The 15,226-nt window shown below is 58.8% G+C and carries 15 protein-coding genes; 9 read left to right on the top strand and 6 right to left on the bottom strand.

Annotated elements, in window-relative coordinates:
* The first annotated feature begins 102 nt into the window (after nucleotides 1-102).
* From HKX44_RS06885 to glmM, 4 genes are all read left to right on the top strand, one after another.
* Entirely contained in the window at nucleotides 103-744 is a 642-nt protein-coding gene (locus HKX44_RS06885) for a cell wall hydrolase (RefSeq protein WP_276150536.1), read from the top strand.
* Between the two features lie 94 nt (nucleotides 745-838).
* Nucleotides 839-1,774: a dihydroneopterin aldolase gene (locus HKX44_RS06880; protein ID WP_276150535.1), complete on the top strand. Its 936-nt coding sequence runs from the start codon at nucleotides 839-841 to the stop codon at nucleotides 1,772-1,774.
* Nucleotides 1,771-2,796 (top strand): dihydropteroate synthase, encoded by a 1,026-nt coding sequence (gene folP / locus HKX44_RS06875; protein ID WP_276150534.1) that lies wholly within the window; start codon nucleotides 1,771-1,773, stop codon nucleotides 2,794-2,796. The genes HKX44_RS06880 and folP overlap by 4 nt, the downstream gene beginning before the upstream one ends.
* A complete protein-coding gene (glmM, locus tag HKX44_RS06870) occupies nucleotides 2,793-4,136 on the top strand; it encodes a phosphoglucosamine mutase (protein ID WP_276150533.1) in 1,344 nt (447 codons plus the stop codon). Before folP ends, glmM begins: the two co-directional genes overlap by 4 nt.
* Before the next feature lie 55 nt (nucleotides 4,137-4,191).
* Here the strand turns inward: glmM and HKX44_RS06865 are convergent, their stop codons facing one another.
* Both HKX44_RS06865 and ilvC read right to left on the bottom strand, forming a co-directional pair.
* Entirely contained in the window at nucleotides 4,192-5,115 is a 924-nt protein-coding gene (locus tag HKX44_RS06865; RefSeq protein WP_276150532.1) for a DMT family transporter, read from the bottom strand.
* Nucleotides 5,116-5,252: 137 nt separating this feature from the next.
* The gene (gene ilvC / locus HKX44_RS06860) at nucleotides 5,253-6,275 is read right to left on the bottom strand and encodes a ketol-acid reductoisomerase (RefSeq protein WP_276150531.1); all 1,023 of its coding nucleotides are present in this window, start codon (nucleotides 6,273-6,275) and stop codon (nucleotides 5,253-5,255) included.
* A gap of 135 nt (nucleotides 6,276-6,410) precedes the next feature.
* Here ilvC and HKX44_RS06855 point away from each other — a divergent pair, with 135 nt between their 5' ends.
* The 3 genes from HKX44_RS06855 (at nucleotide 6,411) to HKX44_RS06845 (ending at nucleotide 8,566) form a co-directional block, all read left to right on the top strand.
* The gene (locus HKX44_RS06855; RefSeq protein ID WP_276150530.1) at nucleotides 6,411-6,866 is read left to right on the top strand and encodes an Lrp/AsnC family transcriptional regulator; all 456 of its coding nucleotides are present in this window, start codon (nucleotides 6,411-6,413) and stop codon (nucleotides 6,864-6,866) included.
* The gene (locus tag HKX44_RS06850; RefSeq protein WP_276150529.1) at nucleotides 6,863-7,318 is read left to right on the top strand and encodes an Lrp/AsnC family transcriptional regulator; all 456 of its coding nucleotides are present in this window, start codon (nucleotides 6,863-6,865) and stop codon (nucleotides 7,316-7,318) included. Before HKX44_RS06855 ends, HKX44_RS06850 begins: the two co-directional genes overlap by 4 nt.
* Before the next feature lie 123 nt (nucleotides 7,319-7,441).
* The gene (locus tag HKX44_RS06845) at nucleotides 7,442-8,566 is read left to right on the top strand and encodes an aminotransferase class V-fold PLP-dependent enzyme (RefSeq protein WP_276150528.1); all 1,125 of its coding nucleotides are present in this window, start codon (nucleotides 7,442-7,444) and stop codon (nucleotides 8,564-8,566) included.
* Nucleotides 8,567-8,584: 18 nt separating this feature from the next.
* Here HKX44_RS06845 and HKX44_RS06840 read toward each other — a convergent pair whose 3' ends face one another.
* Entirely contained in the window at nucleotides 8,585-9,781 is a 1,197-nt protein-coding gene (locus HKX44_RS06840) for a UbiH/UbiF family hydroxylase (protein WP_276150527.1), read from the bottom strand.
* Between the two features lie 9 nt (nucleotides 9,782-9,790).
* Complete coding sequence (locus tag HKX44_RS06835; protein WP_276150526.1) at nucleotides 9,791-10,453, bottom strand: pyrimidine 5'-nucleotidase; 663 nt, start codon at nucleotides 10,451-10,453, stop codon at nucleotides 9,791-9,793.
* A gap of 98 nt (nucleotides 10,454-10,551) precedes the next feature.
* Between HKX44_RS06835 and HKX44_RS06830 the strand changes: the two genes are divergently transcribed.
* Nucleotides 10,552-11,205, top strand: a complete 654-nt coding sequence (locus tag HKX44_RS06830; RefSeq protein WP_276150525.1) for a GntR family transcriptional regulator — start codon at nucleotides 10,552-10,554, stop codon at nucleotides 11,203-11,205.
* Here HKX44_RS06830 and HKX44_RS06825 read toward each other — a convergent pair.
* Both HKX44_RS06825 and carA read right to left on the bottom strand, forming a co-directional pair.
* Nucleotides 11,202-13,220 carry a glycosyltransferase family 2 protein gene (locus tag HKX44_RS06825; protein WP_276150524.1) on the bottom strand — a complete coding sequence of 673 codons (2,019 nt, stop codon included), beginning with the start codon at nucleotides 13,218-13,220 and terminating at the stop codon, nucleotides 11,202-11,204. The genes HKX44_RS06830 and HKX44_RS06825 overlap by 4 nt on opposite strands.
* An 82-nt stretch (nucleotides 13,221-13,302) precedes the next feature.
* Entirely contained in the window at nucleotides 13,303-14,460 is a 1,158-nt protein-coding gene (gene carA, locus HKX44_RS06820; RefSeq protein WP_276150523.1) for a glutamine-hydrolyzing carbamoyl-phosphate synthase small subunit, read from the bottom strand.
* Between the two features lie 198 nt (nucleotides 14,461-14,658).
* Between carA and HKX44_RS06815 the strand changes: the two genes are divergently transcribed.
* The gene (locus HKX44_RS06815; protein WP_276150522.1) at nucleotides 14,659-15,117 is read left to right on the top strand and encodes a GatB/YqeY domain-containing protein; all 459 of its coding nucleotides are present in this window, start codon (nucleotides 14,659-14,661) and stop codon (nucleotides 15,115-15,117) included.
* Nucleotides 15,118-15,226: the final 109 nt, after the last annotated feature.

The raw sequence follows: 15,226 nt of genomic DNA, 5'->3' as shown, positions 1-15,226 counted from the left end.
TAGTGGTTAGGGGGTATGCAAGCGGGGAATTGTCGGCATCCTTTACCATTTTGGGAATTATGCTAAGCGCTGACCCAATTGAAACGACCTGTGAGACCCCTCATGCTGCCTATTCGCCAATTGTTCATTGCCCTGTTTTTGGGCGCGCTGACCTTCGTTCCGGTGGGGGCCTCGGCATCTTCCGACAAAGCAAAGGAACTGGCCCGTGTTGAACAGACGGGGCTGAAAGCGACCGGTAAGGACCGGCTGAATGAACTATTGGTACAGCCTGCCGCGGCAAAAGGCGGGGTAAAACTGACGCGCAGCTGGATCGACAGCCAGCCAAAGGCCAGCGGGTCGGCCCAGTGGCGCTGCCTGACAGAAGCCCTTTACTTCGAAGCGCGCGGTGAGACCGTCAAAGGGCAGTTCGCAGTGGCCGAGGTGATCATGAACCGGGTTAAGAGTGGGCGCTTCCCGGGGTCTCTTTGTGGGGTTATCAATCAGGGCACAGGCAAAAAGTACCAATGCCAGTTCACCTATACCTGTGACGGTCATGCCGAAGTCATCTCCGAACCACGCGCCTATGCCCGTGCCGGCAAGGTTGCCCGCTATATGATGGATGGCAAGGTGCCGGCGCTGACCAAAGGGGCCACCCATTACCACACAACAGCGGTGAATCCGCGTTGGGCCCGCGTATATACCCGAACTGCAAAGATTGGCGTACATCTGTTTTACCGTCATACTTGGCGTACCGCGTCCAACTGACGGATTTTGGTGCTGGCGTGCCGGAAACCGGACTGTCACTCGGGCGACAGGATCGCTAGATGGTTGGAAACGATCCATCACCAAGAGGTGCCCCATGCCGAACGAAGTCCGACTGGCCTTTGCCCATCCGTCCGAACGGGCTGATGCGATGTCCGAAACCCTGTCCGGTAGTGATCCGCTTGACCGGATTTCCCTGCGCGACCATACCGTAGAGGTCGAGATCGGCGCATTTCAGGCCGAACGGGGCGTCACCCAACGCATTTGTTTCAATGTTGTCGTTGAAGTGCGCCCGCTCACCGGCCCGATTGACGACGATGTTGACCGTATCCTCAGCTATGACCGCGTAACCGAGGCGATTGCAGCTGAACTGGCTGTTGAACGTCTGGCCTTGCTGGAAACGCTGGCCGGGCGGGTTGCTGAACGTATTTTACTGGAACCACAGGCGATGCGGGTGTTTGTCCGGATCGAAAAACTGGACCGTGGCCCCGGTGCATTGGGTGTGGAAATTGTGCGCACACGGGCCGGCGAGGTGGCTGTGGAGCTGGATGCAGAAGAAGCACCACAGCCGGAATTAGTGTACCTGAGCAATGCCGCGATTGCGTCGCCTCATCTTAAGGGGTGGCTGGACCAGTTGGAAGCACAGGGCCGCCCCCTGATCCTTTGCGTTGGCGCCCCCGAGACGCCGGCACCGAACCTGCCTCATAAAATGGCGCAACGGCGCATTGACCTGCTGGCGATCGAACAAAACGCTTGGGTATTGGCGTCCAAGGATGACCGTTGTGTGGTGGTGGAAACCCGCACAGAACTGGATTGGGCCATGAAAAACGGTCAGACCTGCGTTTGGGCCCCGTCCAAGATCGTGCTGGATGCGGTGGATACACCTTCAGCGCAGCCTCATGATGCGGTGGCATTGGCGGCATGGTTCGCAGCCAGTTTTGATGCGCAGGAGATGTTGGTGGTCGGGGCCGAAGGACCGGGCGACAGCTCTGTGCCGCTTCGGGTCATGGATGTGACACAGGCGCAGCTGTGACCGGGGCCGCCGAATATTACCGCCCGCTTGTTCAGACCGGACCGGGGCGTCCGGCGGGCGGGTTGGCATTGGCCGGCGGATGGGGGTGGTTTACCCACCTCGAAGTTCTGGCACGTGGACGCATTCCTACGGTGATCCCGATGACCGAGGCACCGGCGGATGTGATCGAGCGTCTGGCCGCGCCACGCTCGGATATTGGCGGGCTTTCCATGGCTGCGCCGCGTGTAATGGGTATCCTGAACGCGACACCGGACAGTTTTTCTGACGGCGGGCTACATGCGGCAGCGGCGGATGCGGTACGGGCCGGACAGGTCATGCGGGACGCCGGTGTCGATCTGCTGGATGTCGGCGGGGAATCCACCCGTCCGGGGGCAGAAACCGTGGCGATTGACGCAGAGATTGGCCGCGTTGTGCCGGTGATCAGCGGCTTGCGCCGCGCAGGTGTGAAAACGCTGGTCTCGGTCGATACGCGCAAGGCGGCGGTGGCACAGGCGGCCCTGAAGGCGGGGGCGGGGCTGATTAATGACGTGTCGGGGTTCACTTATGACGCGGCGCTGACACCCTTGGCGGCACAACAGAATGTTCCGGTTTGTGTGATGCACGCCTTGGGCGATCCCGCCACGATGCAGGTTGATCCGCAATATGATAACGTCCTTCTGGATGTCTATGACTTCCTTGAGCGGCAGATTGATACGTTGGTGGCGTTGGGCATCGCTCGAAACCGGATCATCGCCGATCCGGGCATCGGATTTGGCAAAACGCTGGAACATAACCTGACAATCCTTGCGCGGCTCGGGCTTTTCCACAGCCTTGGCGTTCCGGTCTTGTTGGGGGCATCGCGTAAACGGTTTGTCGGCACGATTTCGCAAACAGATCAGGCGGATGCCCGCGTGTCGGGCAGTTTGGGGGTCGCTTTGGCCGCTCTTTCCCATGGCGTCCAGATTTTGCGGGTGCATGATGTGCCTCAGACGGTACAGGCAATTGCATTATGGCGGGCTGCCATGGCAGGAAGACAGGTATGAGTACACTTTTTGGAACAGATGGCGTGCGTGGCACGGCCAATATTCACCCGATGACCCCTGATATGGCATTGCGCATCGGCGCGGCTGTGGGGCGGTATTTTCGCAACGACGGCTCTGCTGTGCATCGTGTCGTGATCGGCAAAGATACGCGGCTGTCGGGGTATATGTTTGAAAACGCGCTGACAGCGGGTTTGACCAGCACAGGCATGAACGTGTTGTTGCTGGGGCCGGTACCGACACCGGCGGTCGGATTGCTTACACGCTCGATGCGCGCCGATCTGGGGGTGATGATCTCTGCCAGTCATAATCCGGCCCATGACAATGGGATCAAGTTTTTTGGCCCTGATGGCTTCAAGCTGTCAGACGAGGCTGAGGGAGAGATTGAGGCACTTGTCGCCTCTGGTGTTGATCTTGCCCCGGCGATCGAGATTGGCCGCGCCAAGCGGATTGATGACAGCCGGTTCCGTTATATCGAGCGGGTGAAATCCTCCTTTCCACGGCGTATGCGGCTGGATGGGCTGAAGGTGGTGATTGATTGCGCCAATGGGGCCGCGCACCATGTTGCGCCCATGACGCTTTGGGAACTGGGGGCGGATGTGATCCCGATGGGGGTTGCACCCAACGGATTGAATATCAACGAGGGCTGCGGATCGACCCACCCTCAGGCCGCCGCTGAAATGGTGGTGGCGCATGGGGCGGATGTTGGCATCTGTCTGGATGGCGATGCAGACCGGGTGATTCTGATTGATGAAAAGGGTCAGGTCGGGGACGGGGACCAGTTTATGGCGCTGATGGCGGCACGCTGGGCCGAAGAGGACCGGCTCAAGGGTGGCGCATTGGTTGCCACGGTGATGAGCAATCTGGGCCTTGAGAACTTCCTGAACGGGCGCGGGTTGCGTCTGGAACGTACCAATGTTGGCGACCGTTATGTGGTCGAGCGGATGCGGCAGGGCGGTTACAACCTTGGTGGGGAACAATCCGGCCATATTGTGATGACCGATCATGCCACCACCGGCGACGGGCTGATGGCTGGGTTGCAGTTTCTGGCGGAAATGGTGCGCTCTGCCAAGCCGGCATCGGAATTGATGCATCAGTTCGAAAAAGTGCCACAGTTGCTAAAGAACGTGCGTTTCGACGTGGGGCAGACACCATTGGAAGCGCCCCAGGTGATTGCGGCAATCAAACAGGCCGAGGCCGATCTGTCTGGTGGTGGACGGTTGTTGATCCGCAAGTCGGGCACCGAACCTTTGGTACGGGTGATGGCGGAACACGAAGATGCTGGATTGATGACACAGGCCGTTGATCATGTGGCAGAGGCCGTTGCGCAGGCGGTCAAATAAGCGGGAGAGACGTACCTGCGTTAACCTGTCTGTCCCTTTGGGCGGGCAGAACCTGTTACGATTTCGCGCGAAACAACCTGCTGAGGGCGCCATATTGGCTTAACCCGACACCGGCCAAAATCAGTCCCATCCCATAGAGCAAGGCAGGCGGCAGGGGTTCTGACAGGATCAATGCGCCCAGCACCACGGACCAGACCGGCACCTGATAGTTGACCAGGCTCATAAATACCGGACCGGCACTGCGCACCACCAGAACCCGCAGAAGGTTTGCTCCCGCTGTCGGGACAAGCCCCAGAAAAGCCAGTACAATCAGCGTATTGCCGGTGGGCATTGATGGAATACCTTCTGCGATCAGGGCAAAGGGCAGACTGTAAACGGATCCGATCAGCAGCAAGACCGTAGAGAGGCCGATGGTGTCGACCGCCGGCAGGCGGCGCATCAGGATAGAACTGAGCGCGTAGCAACTGGCCGCCCCAACACAGGCAACCCGGCCCGCGGCCTCTAAGGATTCACCGGTGCTTTCAAAGGCTTGACCGCCGATCAATAGGGCAACACCGAAAAAGCCGATGATAAAGCCCAGCACCCGCCGCCATGTCATGCGTTCGCCCGGCACCAAAAAATGTGCCATGGGCAGAATAATCAAGGCGGATGATGCCATCGACACCCCCGCAAAGCCTGATGTGACATGTTGTTGGCCCCAGGCCAGCAAGGCAAAGGGGATTGCGCCACTTAATCCGCTGATCACAACCAGGATGACCAGATCGGCCCGCGACGGGCGCGAGGTAAATAATGCAAACCCGCGTATCGCCCAGATTACTGTCATCACGATGGCTGCAAACCCGATGCGGGCGCTGGCAATCCAAAAGGGTGTCATACCGGTCAGCGCAACTTCGGTGACCAGAAATGTTCCACCCCAAACAAAGCCAAGCGTGGCAACCATCAGCCAGCTTTTATAGGTAATTTCGGGGAGTTGTGTCATACAACCGGCTTACGTGCGGGCCGTGGCAGGGTCAATGGGGCGCGGTCCTATCAGGGTGGGCGCAGGGAAAAACGTTGCGGGACAATGCAAAAAGGGCGACCCGCAGACCGCCCTTTCTCTAGGATAAGGGATGCCCCTTAGTTTTTGGATTTATCGACCATCTTGCCGGCAGAAATCCATGGCATCATGTCACGCAGCTTGCCGCCGACCACTTCGATCTGGTGCTCGTCGTTGGCACGACGGGACGCTTTCAGCGTTGGCTGGCCAACAGTGTTTTCCAACATGAAGTCGCGCACGAACTTGCCGGTCTGGATATCGCTCAGAACCGCTTTCATACGGGCCTTGGTTTCATCATATGGCAGGATCCGTGGGCCGGAAACATACTGGCCGTATTCGGCTGTATTGGAGATCGAGTAATCCATGTTGGCGATGCCGCCTTCATAGATCAGGTCAACGATCAGCTTGGTCTCATGCAGACACTCGAAATACGCCATTTCAGGCTCATAGCCGGCTTCAACCAGCGTTTCGAAACCGCAACGGATCAATTCAACGATACCGCCACACAAAACGGCCTGTTCGCCGAACAGATCAGTTTCGCATTCTTCACGGAAGTTGGTTTCGATGATGCCGGAACGACCGCCACCGATGGCCGAGCAATAGGACAGGCCGATTTCCAGCGCTTTGCCGGTCGCGTCGGTGTCAACCGCTACAAGGCAGGGCACGCCGCCGCCCTTGGTGTATTCGCCGCGTACGGTGTGACCGGGGCCTTTGGGCGCCATCATGATCACGTCAACGCCCTCTTTTGGCTCGATCAGGCCGAAGTGTACGTTCAGGCCGTGGGCAAATGCGATGGCAGCGCCTTCACGGATGTTGTCGTGTACGTATTTTTTGTAGGTGTCGGCCTGCAATTCGTCGGGCATGGTGAACATGATTACGTCGGCCCATGCTGCGGCTTCGGAGATTTCCATAACCTTCAGGCCTTCACCTTCGGCTTTTGCTTTGGAAGCAGAGCCGTCGCGCAGAGCAACAACAAGGTTTTTCGCGCCTGAATCGCGCAGGTTCAGAGCATGGGCGTGGCCTTGTGAGCCATAGCCGAGGATGGCGACTTTTTTGTCCTTGATCAGGTTAACGTCGCAGTCACGGTCGTAATAAACGCGCATTTCTTTGGTCCTTTGGGTTGGTGTCTTCTGCTGGGGACCATAGCGGATGTGACGCGATGGGGTAGGTCGGATTTATGAGTTTATTTGGCAAGATGAAGATGGTAATGCGCGATATGTTTGAAAAATGGAAAAATCATGCTTGATGATGTGGATCGCCGCTTGTTGCGCTATTGGCAGGCCGAGCCAAGCCTGTCACCGGGCGAATTGGCGCAGCGCTGTGGTCTGACGCCGGGCAAGGCAGGCCGGCGGATTTCGCGGATGGAGGAAGAGGGTATTATTCAGGGTTTGGGCCGGGTGGTGAACTGGACGGCATTGGGATACGCGGTTGAGGTGTCGTTGAGGGTCACGCTGGACAAGACGCAGGGCAATGCCTTTGACGTGTTTCTGGCGGAGGCGCGTCAGGTGCCGGAGGTGATTGAGGTTCAGACCTTTTTGGGGCGCGTTGACCTGCGCCTGTCGATCATCGCGCGCGACATGGCGCATTATCAGCAAATCTATCGCAGCCGTATTCTGACCTTGCCACATATCGCCGACATCGAAGCCCTGATGCATGTAGCGCGGATCAAAGATGACGAGACCTTGCCGCTATGATTGAATTGGATGACATCGACCGGCAGTTGATTGCAAGTCTGGCGCGCAATGCCCGCCAGTCGGCGAGCGCCTTGGGCAAACGCTATGGGCTGTCGCAACCGGCGACCTGGCGGCGGATCAGGCGGTTGGAAGAGGCCGGCGTGCTGGGGGGGCAGCGCCTGCGTTTGGATGCGGAAAAGCTGGGTTTTGGTGTGACAGTGTTTCTGGGCATCAAGCTGGCCCGCAAGGGGCATGTATCACTGGAGGATTTCGAACGTGCGGTGGCAGCGGTTCCCGAGGTGCAGACGGTTGAGCATATTCTGGGTCTTTATGATTATCGCCTGAGGGTGGTGGCGCGGGATTTGCCGGATTTTGAACGCGTCCTGCGGCGCCGGATCATGACCCTGCCCGGGGCGGGGGATGTCGAGGCGAACGTGCTGTTGACTGAAGAGCGTCTTGCGGGGCCGCTTTAGGAAACCTGTGTTTTCAAAGGAAACCAGAAAAGGCGGGATGGTATTGGGGCTGCGCTTATTTGCATTGGCCAGGGGGGGCAGGGCGTTATAGTCCGCTTCAGACATCTGCATGAAGGATAGAAAATGGCATTGCTTGATACTGTGGACCCAACGGGCCTTGAAGAATTTTCGGTTGTATTCACCGACCGGTCACTGAACCACATGAGCGGTTGTTTCCAGCAGGTGATGCGCGACATATCGGAGCTGTTGCGCGAGGTGTATAATGCGGATGCCGTGGCACTGGTGCCTGGTGGCGGCACCTATGGGATGGAGGCGGTTGCCAGACAGTTTGCGCGCGGGGCTGACGTGTTGGTCGTGCGCAACGGCTGGTTCTCCTATCGGTGGTCGCAGATCATTGAGACCGGCGGTTTGACGGCGAAGACCACGGTGATGAAGGCGCGGCCAGAGGGCAACGCGCCAGTCAGCCCCTTTGCGCCAGCCCCGATTGAGGATGTCGTTACAGCCATTCACGACGAAAAGCCGCAGGTTGTTTTTGCCCCGCATGTGGAAACCAGCGCAGGGGTGATCCTGCCGGATGACTATATCGCTGCAATGGCGAAAGCGGCGCATGAGGTCGGGGCGCTGATGGTACTGGATTGCATCGCGTCTGGCTGTATCTGGGTCGATATGAAGGCGCTGGGAGTGGATGTGTTGATCTCTGCCCCACAAAAGGGGTGGTCGGCGTCCCCTTCTGCGGGATTGGTGATGATGTCGGCGCGGGCTGAGGCGCGGTTGGCGGAAACCACCTCTGACAGCTTTGCCATTGATCTGGGCAAATGGCGGGCAATTATGAAAGCTTATGAAAACGGCGGCCATGCGTATCATGCAACCCTGCCGACAGATGCCTTGCGGGCCTTTCGCGATACCATTCTTGAGACAAAAGAATATGGATTTGGCCGGTTGAAAGAGGCGCAATGGGCCTTAGGCGACGGGGTGCGCAGGATGTTGGCGGAGAAGGGGGTGACCTCGGTTGCCGCAGAAGGGTTCGGCGCGCCGGGGGTGGTGGTGAGTTATACCGGTGATCCCGAAGTGCAGAACGGCAAAAAATTCGCCGCTGAGGGCATGCAGATTGCAGCCGGTGTGCCCTTGCAGGTGGGCGAGCCCGAAGGGTTCAGCACCTTCCGTTTGGGGCTGTTCGGTTTGGACAAGCTCTATAACGTGGATGCAACGCTTGGCCGTTTGGCAGCGGTGGTTGACAAAGTTCTTTAACGCAACTGGGGTAGGGCGTTAGCGTACGCCCAACCCCATCTGCATCAGCAGTTTGCGCACCGGGGCCATGGCATAAAGCGCATCCAGCCCGGTTGCGCGCAAATCCCGTGCCAGCGGGTTTCCGGCTTGAGAGGCGCGGTTCAGCAGGTCGATGCCGTTGATACGCAGTTGCACATCACGATAGCGGGCCTTGTGATAGGCCTCCAGCATGGCGGCATTGCCCAAGTCCTCGCGGTGGGTTTCGGCAAGGGCCAGCAAAGTGGCAAGGTCTTGGAGGGACATGTTCAGCCCCTGCGCCCCAATCGGGGGCAACACATGGGCGGCCTCCGCGATCAGGGCGATCCGTTCGCCCGACAGACGTTCTGCATGTTGGCTGATGATCGGCCAGACGTTGCGGGGGCTGGCAAGGGTAAGCGGGCCGAGGATGTGACAGGAACGTTCGGACATTGCGGCTTCAAACGCAGGTACCGCCATTTTGGCGCGTTCCAGCGTTTTGGCACCGTCGTCCATCCAGACAACCGCAGAGGATGGCACCCCGTCGCGGTCCGGCAGGGGCACCAGCGTGAAAGGGCCGCCGGTGCGGTGGATTTCAGTCGATACATGCTCATGCGGGATCGGGTGGGTGACGGCATAGGCCAGCGCCTTTTGCCCATAGCGTCGCGTGCTGACGTCAATGCCCGCGGCGTTTCGCATCGGGCTGTCACGGCCGTCGGCTGCGATCAGCAGGCGGGCGACAATATGGGTGCCGTCTGTCAACCCCACCTTGGCGCTGGCGGTGCGGGTGAACAGGGATGTGGTGCCGGTGCCGGGGCGAAAATCCACATTGCTGAGCAGTTTAAGCCGTTCCAGCAGGGCACGGCGCAACAGCCAGTTAGGAAAATTCCAGCCGAAAGGCTGTTCGGATATTTCGGAGGCGTCGAAATCACGGGTCACACGCGGTTCGGGCAACGCGCCGCCGGCGTCGATCACCCGCATAATCTGTAGCGGCGCGGCATCCTTTGCCAGCCGGTCCCAGACACCAGCATTTTCCAGCACGGCGCGGGCCGGTTGCAGCATCGCGGTAGAGCGCATGTCCGCACCATCGGCATCGCGCTCGGTGATCGGCGGGGCGGGGTCAACGCAAATGACGTCAAAGCCGGCGGTGCCAAAAACCGCCGCCGCTGTCAGCCCGGCGATACCGCCACCGGAAATCAGGATATCACAATCATATTTCATAACACCAGTTTACCCCGTCAGGCGGCCAAGGAAGTGAGACAAATCGTCCGTGTGATATTCAATATGTGCGGCTTGGGCGTGACCGGTCTCAAGCGGTTTGGGGGCGACATGAACCGTGCGCATACCCATCTCAAAAGGCGCAGCAAGATTGCGCGGATCGTCCTCGAACATCGCGGCACGTGCGGGCACCACACCATCCAGCGCAAAAACCCGGTCAAAGGCGGCGCGTTCCGGTTTCGGCAGAAAATCTGCATGTTCCACCCCGTAGATCGCATCAAATAGGCCCGACAAGCCGCGTGCGGCCAGTACCCGTTCCGCATAAGGGGCGGACCCGTTGGTATAGACAATGCGCCGACCGGGCAGGGCGCGGATGTGCGTTGCAAGTGCCGGATCGGGGATCAGACTGTCCATCGGGATGTCATGTACATCAACCAGATAGGGTTCGGGATCAACGTCATGTTCGCGCATAAGTCCCGCCAGAGTGGTGCCATGGGTGCGCCAGTAATGTACACGCAACCGGTCGGCTTCGGCCTTGTCGACCTTAAGCTCATCCATGACCCAGGCGGTCATGCGGGTTTCGATATGATCAAACAGCCGCGCAGAGGGCGGATAAAGCGTGTGATCAAGGTCAAAGACCCAAGTATCAACATGTGAGAAAGCATCGCGTGGCATGAGGGCATCGTTAGGCGGTTCGCAAGGCGCGCGCAAGTCGGGTGCTTGCGCAAATGGCCGCGCTAGGTAGGATGCGCCAACTAAAAAGGAATCCTGTCATGCCTGCGCCCAAGACCGGCTCTACTGATGCTTACTCGCTGATTTTGGATGCGATTGATGGCGGTACCTATCGCCCCGGTGATCGTCTGGTGGAAAGCGAACTGGCCGAACGGTTCAATGTATCGCGGACGCCGATCCGCGAAGCTTTGCAGCGGCTTGAGACGCAATCCCTGCTGGCACGTGAAGGGCGTAGCCTGATTGTGGCGTCACTGGATCACAACCAAACGGCAGAGCTTTATGCGGTACGTGGTGAGTTGGAAGGGCTGGCGGCACGGCTGGCTGCGCGCCATGCCACCTCCGAAGAGGTGCGCGTACTGCGCGAGATGGTTGAGGCAGATAACGCGCTGATTGACCAGCCGCAGGCCTTGGCACGCAGCAATCGCCGGTTTCACAAACAGGTTCATCTGGCCTCGCACAACCGCTATCTGGTGCAACAGCTTGACCTTGTTTACCGCTCGATGGCGCTGATGGCGACAACATCGCTGGCCGCCGAAGGGCGCGGCGAGATTGCACAGGCCGAACATGCGCGCGTCGTCTCGATGATCGAAGCACGCGACGAGGAAGGTGCAAGCGAAGCCTTGCGGGCGCATATTTCGGTGGCTTTTGTGACCCGCCTGAAACAGGTCGCCGAGGGGAACGAGCAGGACGGCTAGGCCCGATTTTGGGCCGTCGCGCGTCTGGTGAAACTGACGGGGCTGGCGGCGGTGGCGGTTTGATAGCGCCGGCGAAAAACCGGCTCTGCTGGCATTGTTTTCTGTCGCGCTGTTGAGTGGAGAATTTGTGTGTCCGTATCGGGCAAGGGCGTGACCCCGTGTTCGGTTTTATCCCAGTAAAACGGGCTGGCGACAAACTCGTGCAGGGCCTTGAATGCTGCCAGTGCCCCCAAGGGAAAGTAAAATGGCGTCGTGAACACCCACCACAAAAGATGCCGGTGATCCTTGCCTGAAACCGCGACCAGCGACAGGGCGAGGTTCAGGGTCGCAGACAGGATGAACACCCCGACCATGGACCAAAGCACCGTCGTTCCAAAGGTTTGTTCAACCGGATGCATCACGCCAAAGACGGCCAGCCAGAAAGACCACAGCAATGGGGCGCAGGCGAATTGCGCAACCGTGGCCAGCAGCATAGTCTGCACGCCAATGAACCGCACCCATCCCAGATCCCGCACCAATTGGGCCGGGTCGCGCATATGGACGCACCATGTGATCAAAAACCCCTTGAGCCAGCGCGAGCGTTGCCGCACCCACGGCCAGAGCCGGCAATTGGCCTCCTCATAGGTGACCGTGGGCAACAATTCCGTGACATAGCCCGCCCGCGCCAGCCGGACGCCTAGATCGGCGTCTTCGGTGACGTTATGTGCGTCCCATCCAGCCAGTTTTTCCAAAATGGTGCGGCGAAAGAACAAGGTGGTGCCGCCCAGCGGTATCACCAGACCCAAGCGCGCAATACCGGGCAGCAGCACCCGCCACCATGCGGCGTATTCGATGGTGAAACAGCGCGCCAGCCAATTGGCGCAGGGGTTGTAGTAATCCAAAATACCTTGCAGGCAGGCGACATTCTTTGGCGCTGAATGAAAGCGGCTGACAACCCGTTCCAGCTGATCCGGCTCGGGGGCGTCTTCGGCATCCCAAACGCCGATGATACTGCCTTTGCAAAAATCCAGTGCGTAATTCAGCGCCCGCGGCTTGGTGGTCAACCCACCGTGCGCCGGCACGGCGATCACGCTGATCCATGGCGGCAGCGCGGTACGGGAAAGGGTTTCCTTGGTGGTTGTGTCCGTTTCTTCCAGCACCAGAACAACGTCGAGCAGGGACTTAGGGTAGGTTAGCATCGTCAGGCGCGCCACCAAGGCGCTGGCGATTTCCTTTTCCTTGAGGAGCGGCACCATGATCGACACGCGGGGCAGGCGGTAAGGCAATGTGCGTTGCGCAATGAAGGGCAATGGTGTTTCGGCAGTCTTGTTCATGATTTGCGACCAAAGGGCGGCAGCCTTGAGAACGGTGGTCATTAACAGTGTTATAAAGGCCAGCATGGTAAAGGCCGCCAGTGTGCTGATCGGGGCTTTGATCAGGGCGATGAGTGCTGCAATGGCAAGCGCAAAGGCAAAGATCTGGCGGCTGCGCCCTGCGGCCTCCCAGCTGCGGCAGCTGATGGCGGCCGGGACGCGGCTGGCCGCCTTATGGGCCAGTTCACCGCCGTAGGTCCGGGTGATTTCATCTTGAATTTGTTGTTCGCTGGCCACCACCGGCAGGATGGTCGGAGCCCGGTCCCCTAAGGCGCGGCGCAGCATCGCAAACCGATGCGGCTGGCTGGTCGCGACAAGCAGGGACCCGCCCATATCCAACCAGGCAATAGCACGATATTCCAGACATAGGCTTGCCGGCAGGCGATGCCCGAGCCCCGGCTGGGGGGGATCGTCGCGCAGATCGACAAACTGTGTGTTGTGTTGACGCGCCAGCGCCTCAAGAACGTCCTGTGGATTCGCCAGCCCCTCAGCCATGAGGATTTCACCCAGCGGCGCATCGACCCGGTTTTGCACCTCTAACGCATGGACCAGATCACTATTCCCGATTGCCCCCGCCTCGATCAGGTGCTGCCCCAACGGCATTGACGGGGGGGCAGGCCGCGCCATTTGCGGATTGGCAAGATGCAGCCGCAGATTACTCATTAAGGACCCCTACGCATTGAACGTAGGGACCTTGGCAGTGATCGGTTAATGACGCGTTAACGCTGTTTCGCGCGTTTGGGGATCAGGCAGGTTCGTTTACGGATTTTCTATCCTGCATGGCCGCAGCGAACCGTTCGAACAGATAAAAACTGTCCTGTGGTCCCGGAGAGGCCTCCGGGTGGTGCTGAACAGACCAAACAGGACGCCCTTCCATGCGGATGCCGCAGTTGGAGCCGTCAAACAGTGAAACATGGGTTTCAACTACGCCAGCGGGCAGGGTCTGGGCATCTACGGCGAAACCGTGGTTCATCGAGGTGATTTCAACCTTGCCGGTGTCGTTGTCCTTGACTGGATGGTTTGCGCCGTGGTGTCCGTGACCCATCTTGATGGTTTTTGCGCCCAAGGCCAGCGCCAGCATCTGGTGCCCCAGACAAATGCCAAAGACCGGCAGGTCGGCTTTTTCCAGAACGTCGCGGATCATTGGTACGGCATATTCGCCCGTGGCCGCCGGATCGCCGGGACCGTTGGACAGGAACACACCATCGGGGTTGTGCGCCATTACGTCCTCATATGTCGCACTGGCCGGCAGCACCGTGACGTCACAGCCAGCCGAGGCCAGACAGCGTAGGATGTTGCGCTTGGCACCATAGTCGATTGCTACAACTTTGTGTTTTGGATCAATCTGTTGTGCGAAGCCATCCGGCCATGCCCAACGCATTTCGTCCCAGCGGTAAGATTGCGCACAGGTGACTTCCTTGGCCAGATCCATGCCTTCCAGACCTGCGAATTCGCGGGCGGCCTTAACCAGGGCTTCAATGTCGAAATTTCCGTCAGGGTCATGAGCCAGCGCCACATGCGGGGCACCTTGCTGGCGGATGGCACGGGTCAGGCGGCGGGTATCAACGCCACCGATTGCGATGCGTCCGCGCGCGGCAAGCCACTCTGAAATTGGTTGTACATTGCGCCAGTTTGACGGGTCGGTTGGCATCCATTTCACAACCATCCCTGCCGCGACCGGGTCTGCGGTTTCATCATCTTCGGGGTTGGTGCCGGTGTTGCCGATATGGGGGAAGGTGAATGTCACGATCTGACCTGCATAAGACGGGTCGGTCATGATTTCCTGATAACCGGTCATCGCCGTGTTAAAACACAATTCGGCGACGGTCTGGCCGGTGGCCCCGAACCCCATCCCATAAAACAGCGATCCGTCAGCGAGGGCAAGGCAGGCGGTAGGGCGCATGGGCAGTCTCCGGAACATGAAGCTAATGGGTAAACGATGCCGTAGATACTGGCCTGTTCGGGCAGGGTCAAGGATCAAGCGGAAATAAGATATCACGTGATTTCAGGGGGTTAACTTGGCGGCAATGGCATTGCGTCGCTGGGGGAGTTTGGCTATGGTCGTGAACTTGGAAAATTCATAGAACAAGGCGGCAAAACGATGGTTCTGCGCACGCGCATCACGGATGCTTTGAAACAGGCGATGAGAGACAAGGACGCCGCGCGGTTGTCCACTTTGCGTCTGATCAATGCGGCGATCAAAGACAAAGACATTGCGGCCCGCGCCACAGGTACCGATGAAGGTGTTCCTGACAGTGAAGTGCTTGCGATTCTTGGGAAAATGTCCAAGCAGCGGTTGGAATCCGCACGCGCCTATGAGGAAGGCGGTCGTTTGGATCTGGCCGAGCGCGAGCGTTCGGAGATCTCGATTATCGAAGAATATCTGCCGCGCCAGTTGAACGAAGAGGAGACGGCCGCAGCGGTTGAAGCAGCCATTTCTCAGATCGGAGCCGAAAGCATTCGGGACATGGGCAAGGTTATTGGTGCCCTGAAAGCCAAGTTCACAGGGCAAATGGATTTCGGCAAGGTCGGTCCAATGGTTAAAGACCGCTTAAGTTAAGGACGATAACGCAGGGAGCGTGGCGATTTCTTAACGGCATTTTTACCGTTCACGTCTTGCCGATTACCTCGCGCAGAAGGGCCTTAATTTTACATCCCTTTCAAATAGA

The organism is Sulfitobacter sp. M05, from assembly GCF_029285175.1.
Classification (GTDB): domain Bacteria; phylum Pseudomonadota; class Alphaproteobacteria; order Rhodobacterales; family Rhodobacteraceae; genus Sulfitobacter.
The sequence above is the reverse complement of the archived record's forward strand: the minus strand, read 5'-3'. Positions and strand labels throughout refer to the sequence as shown.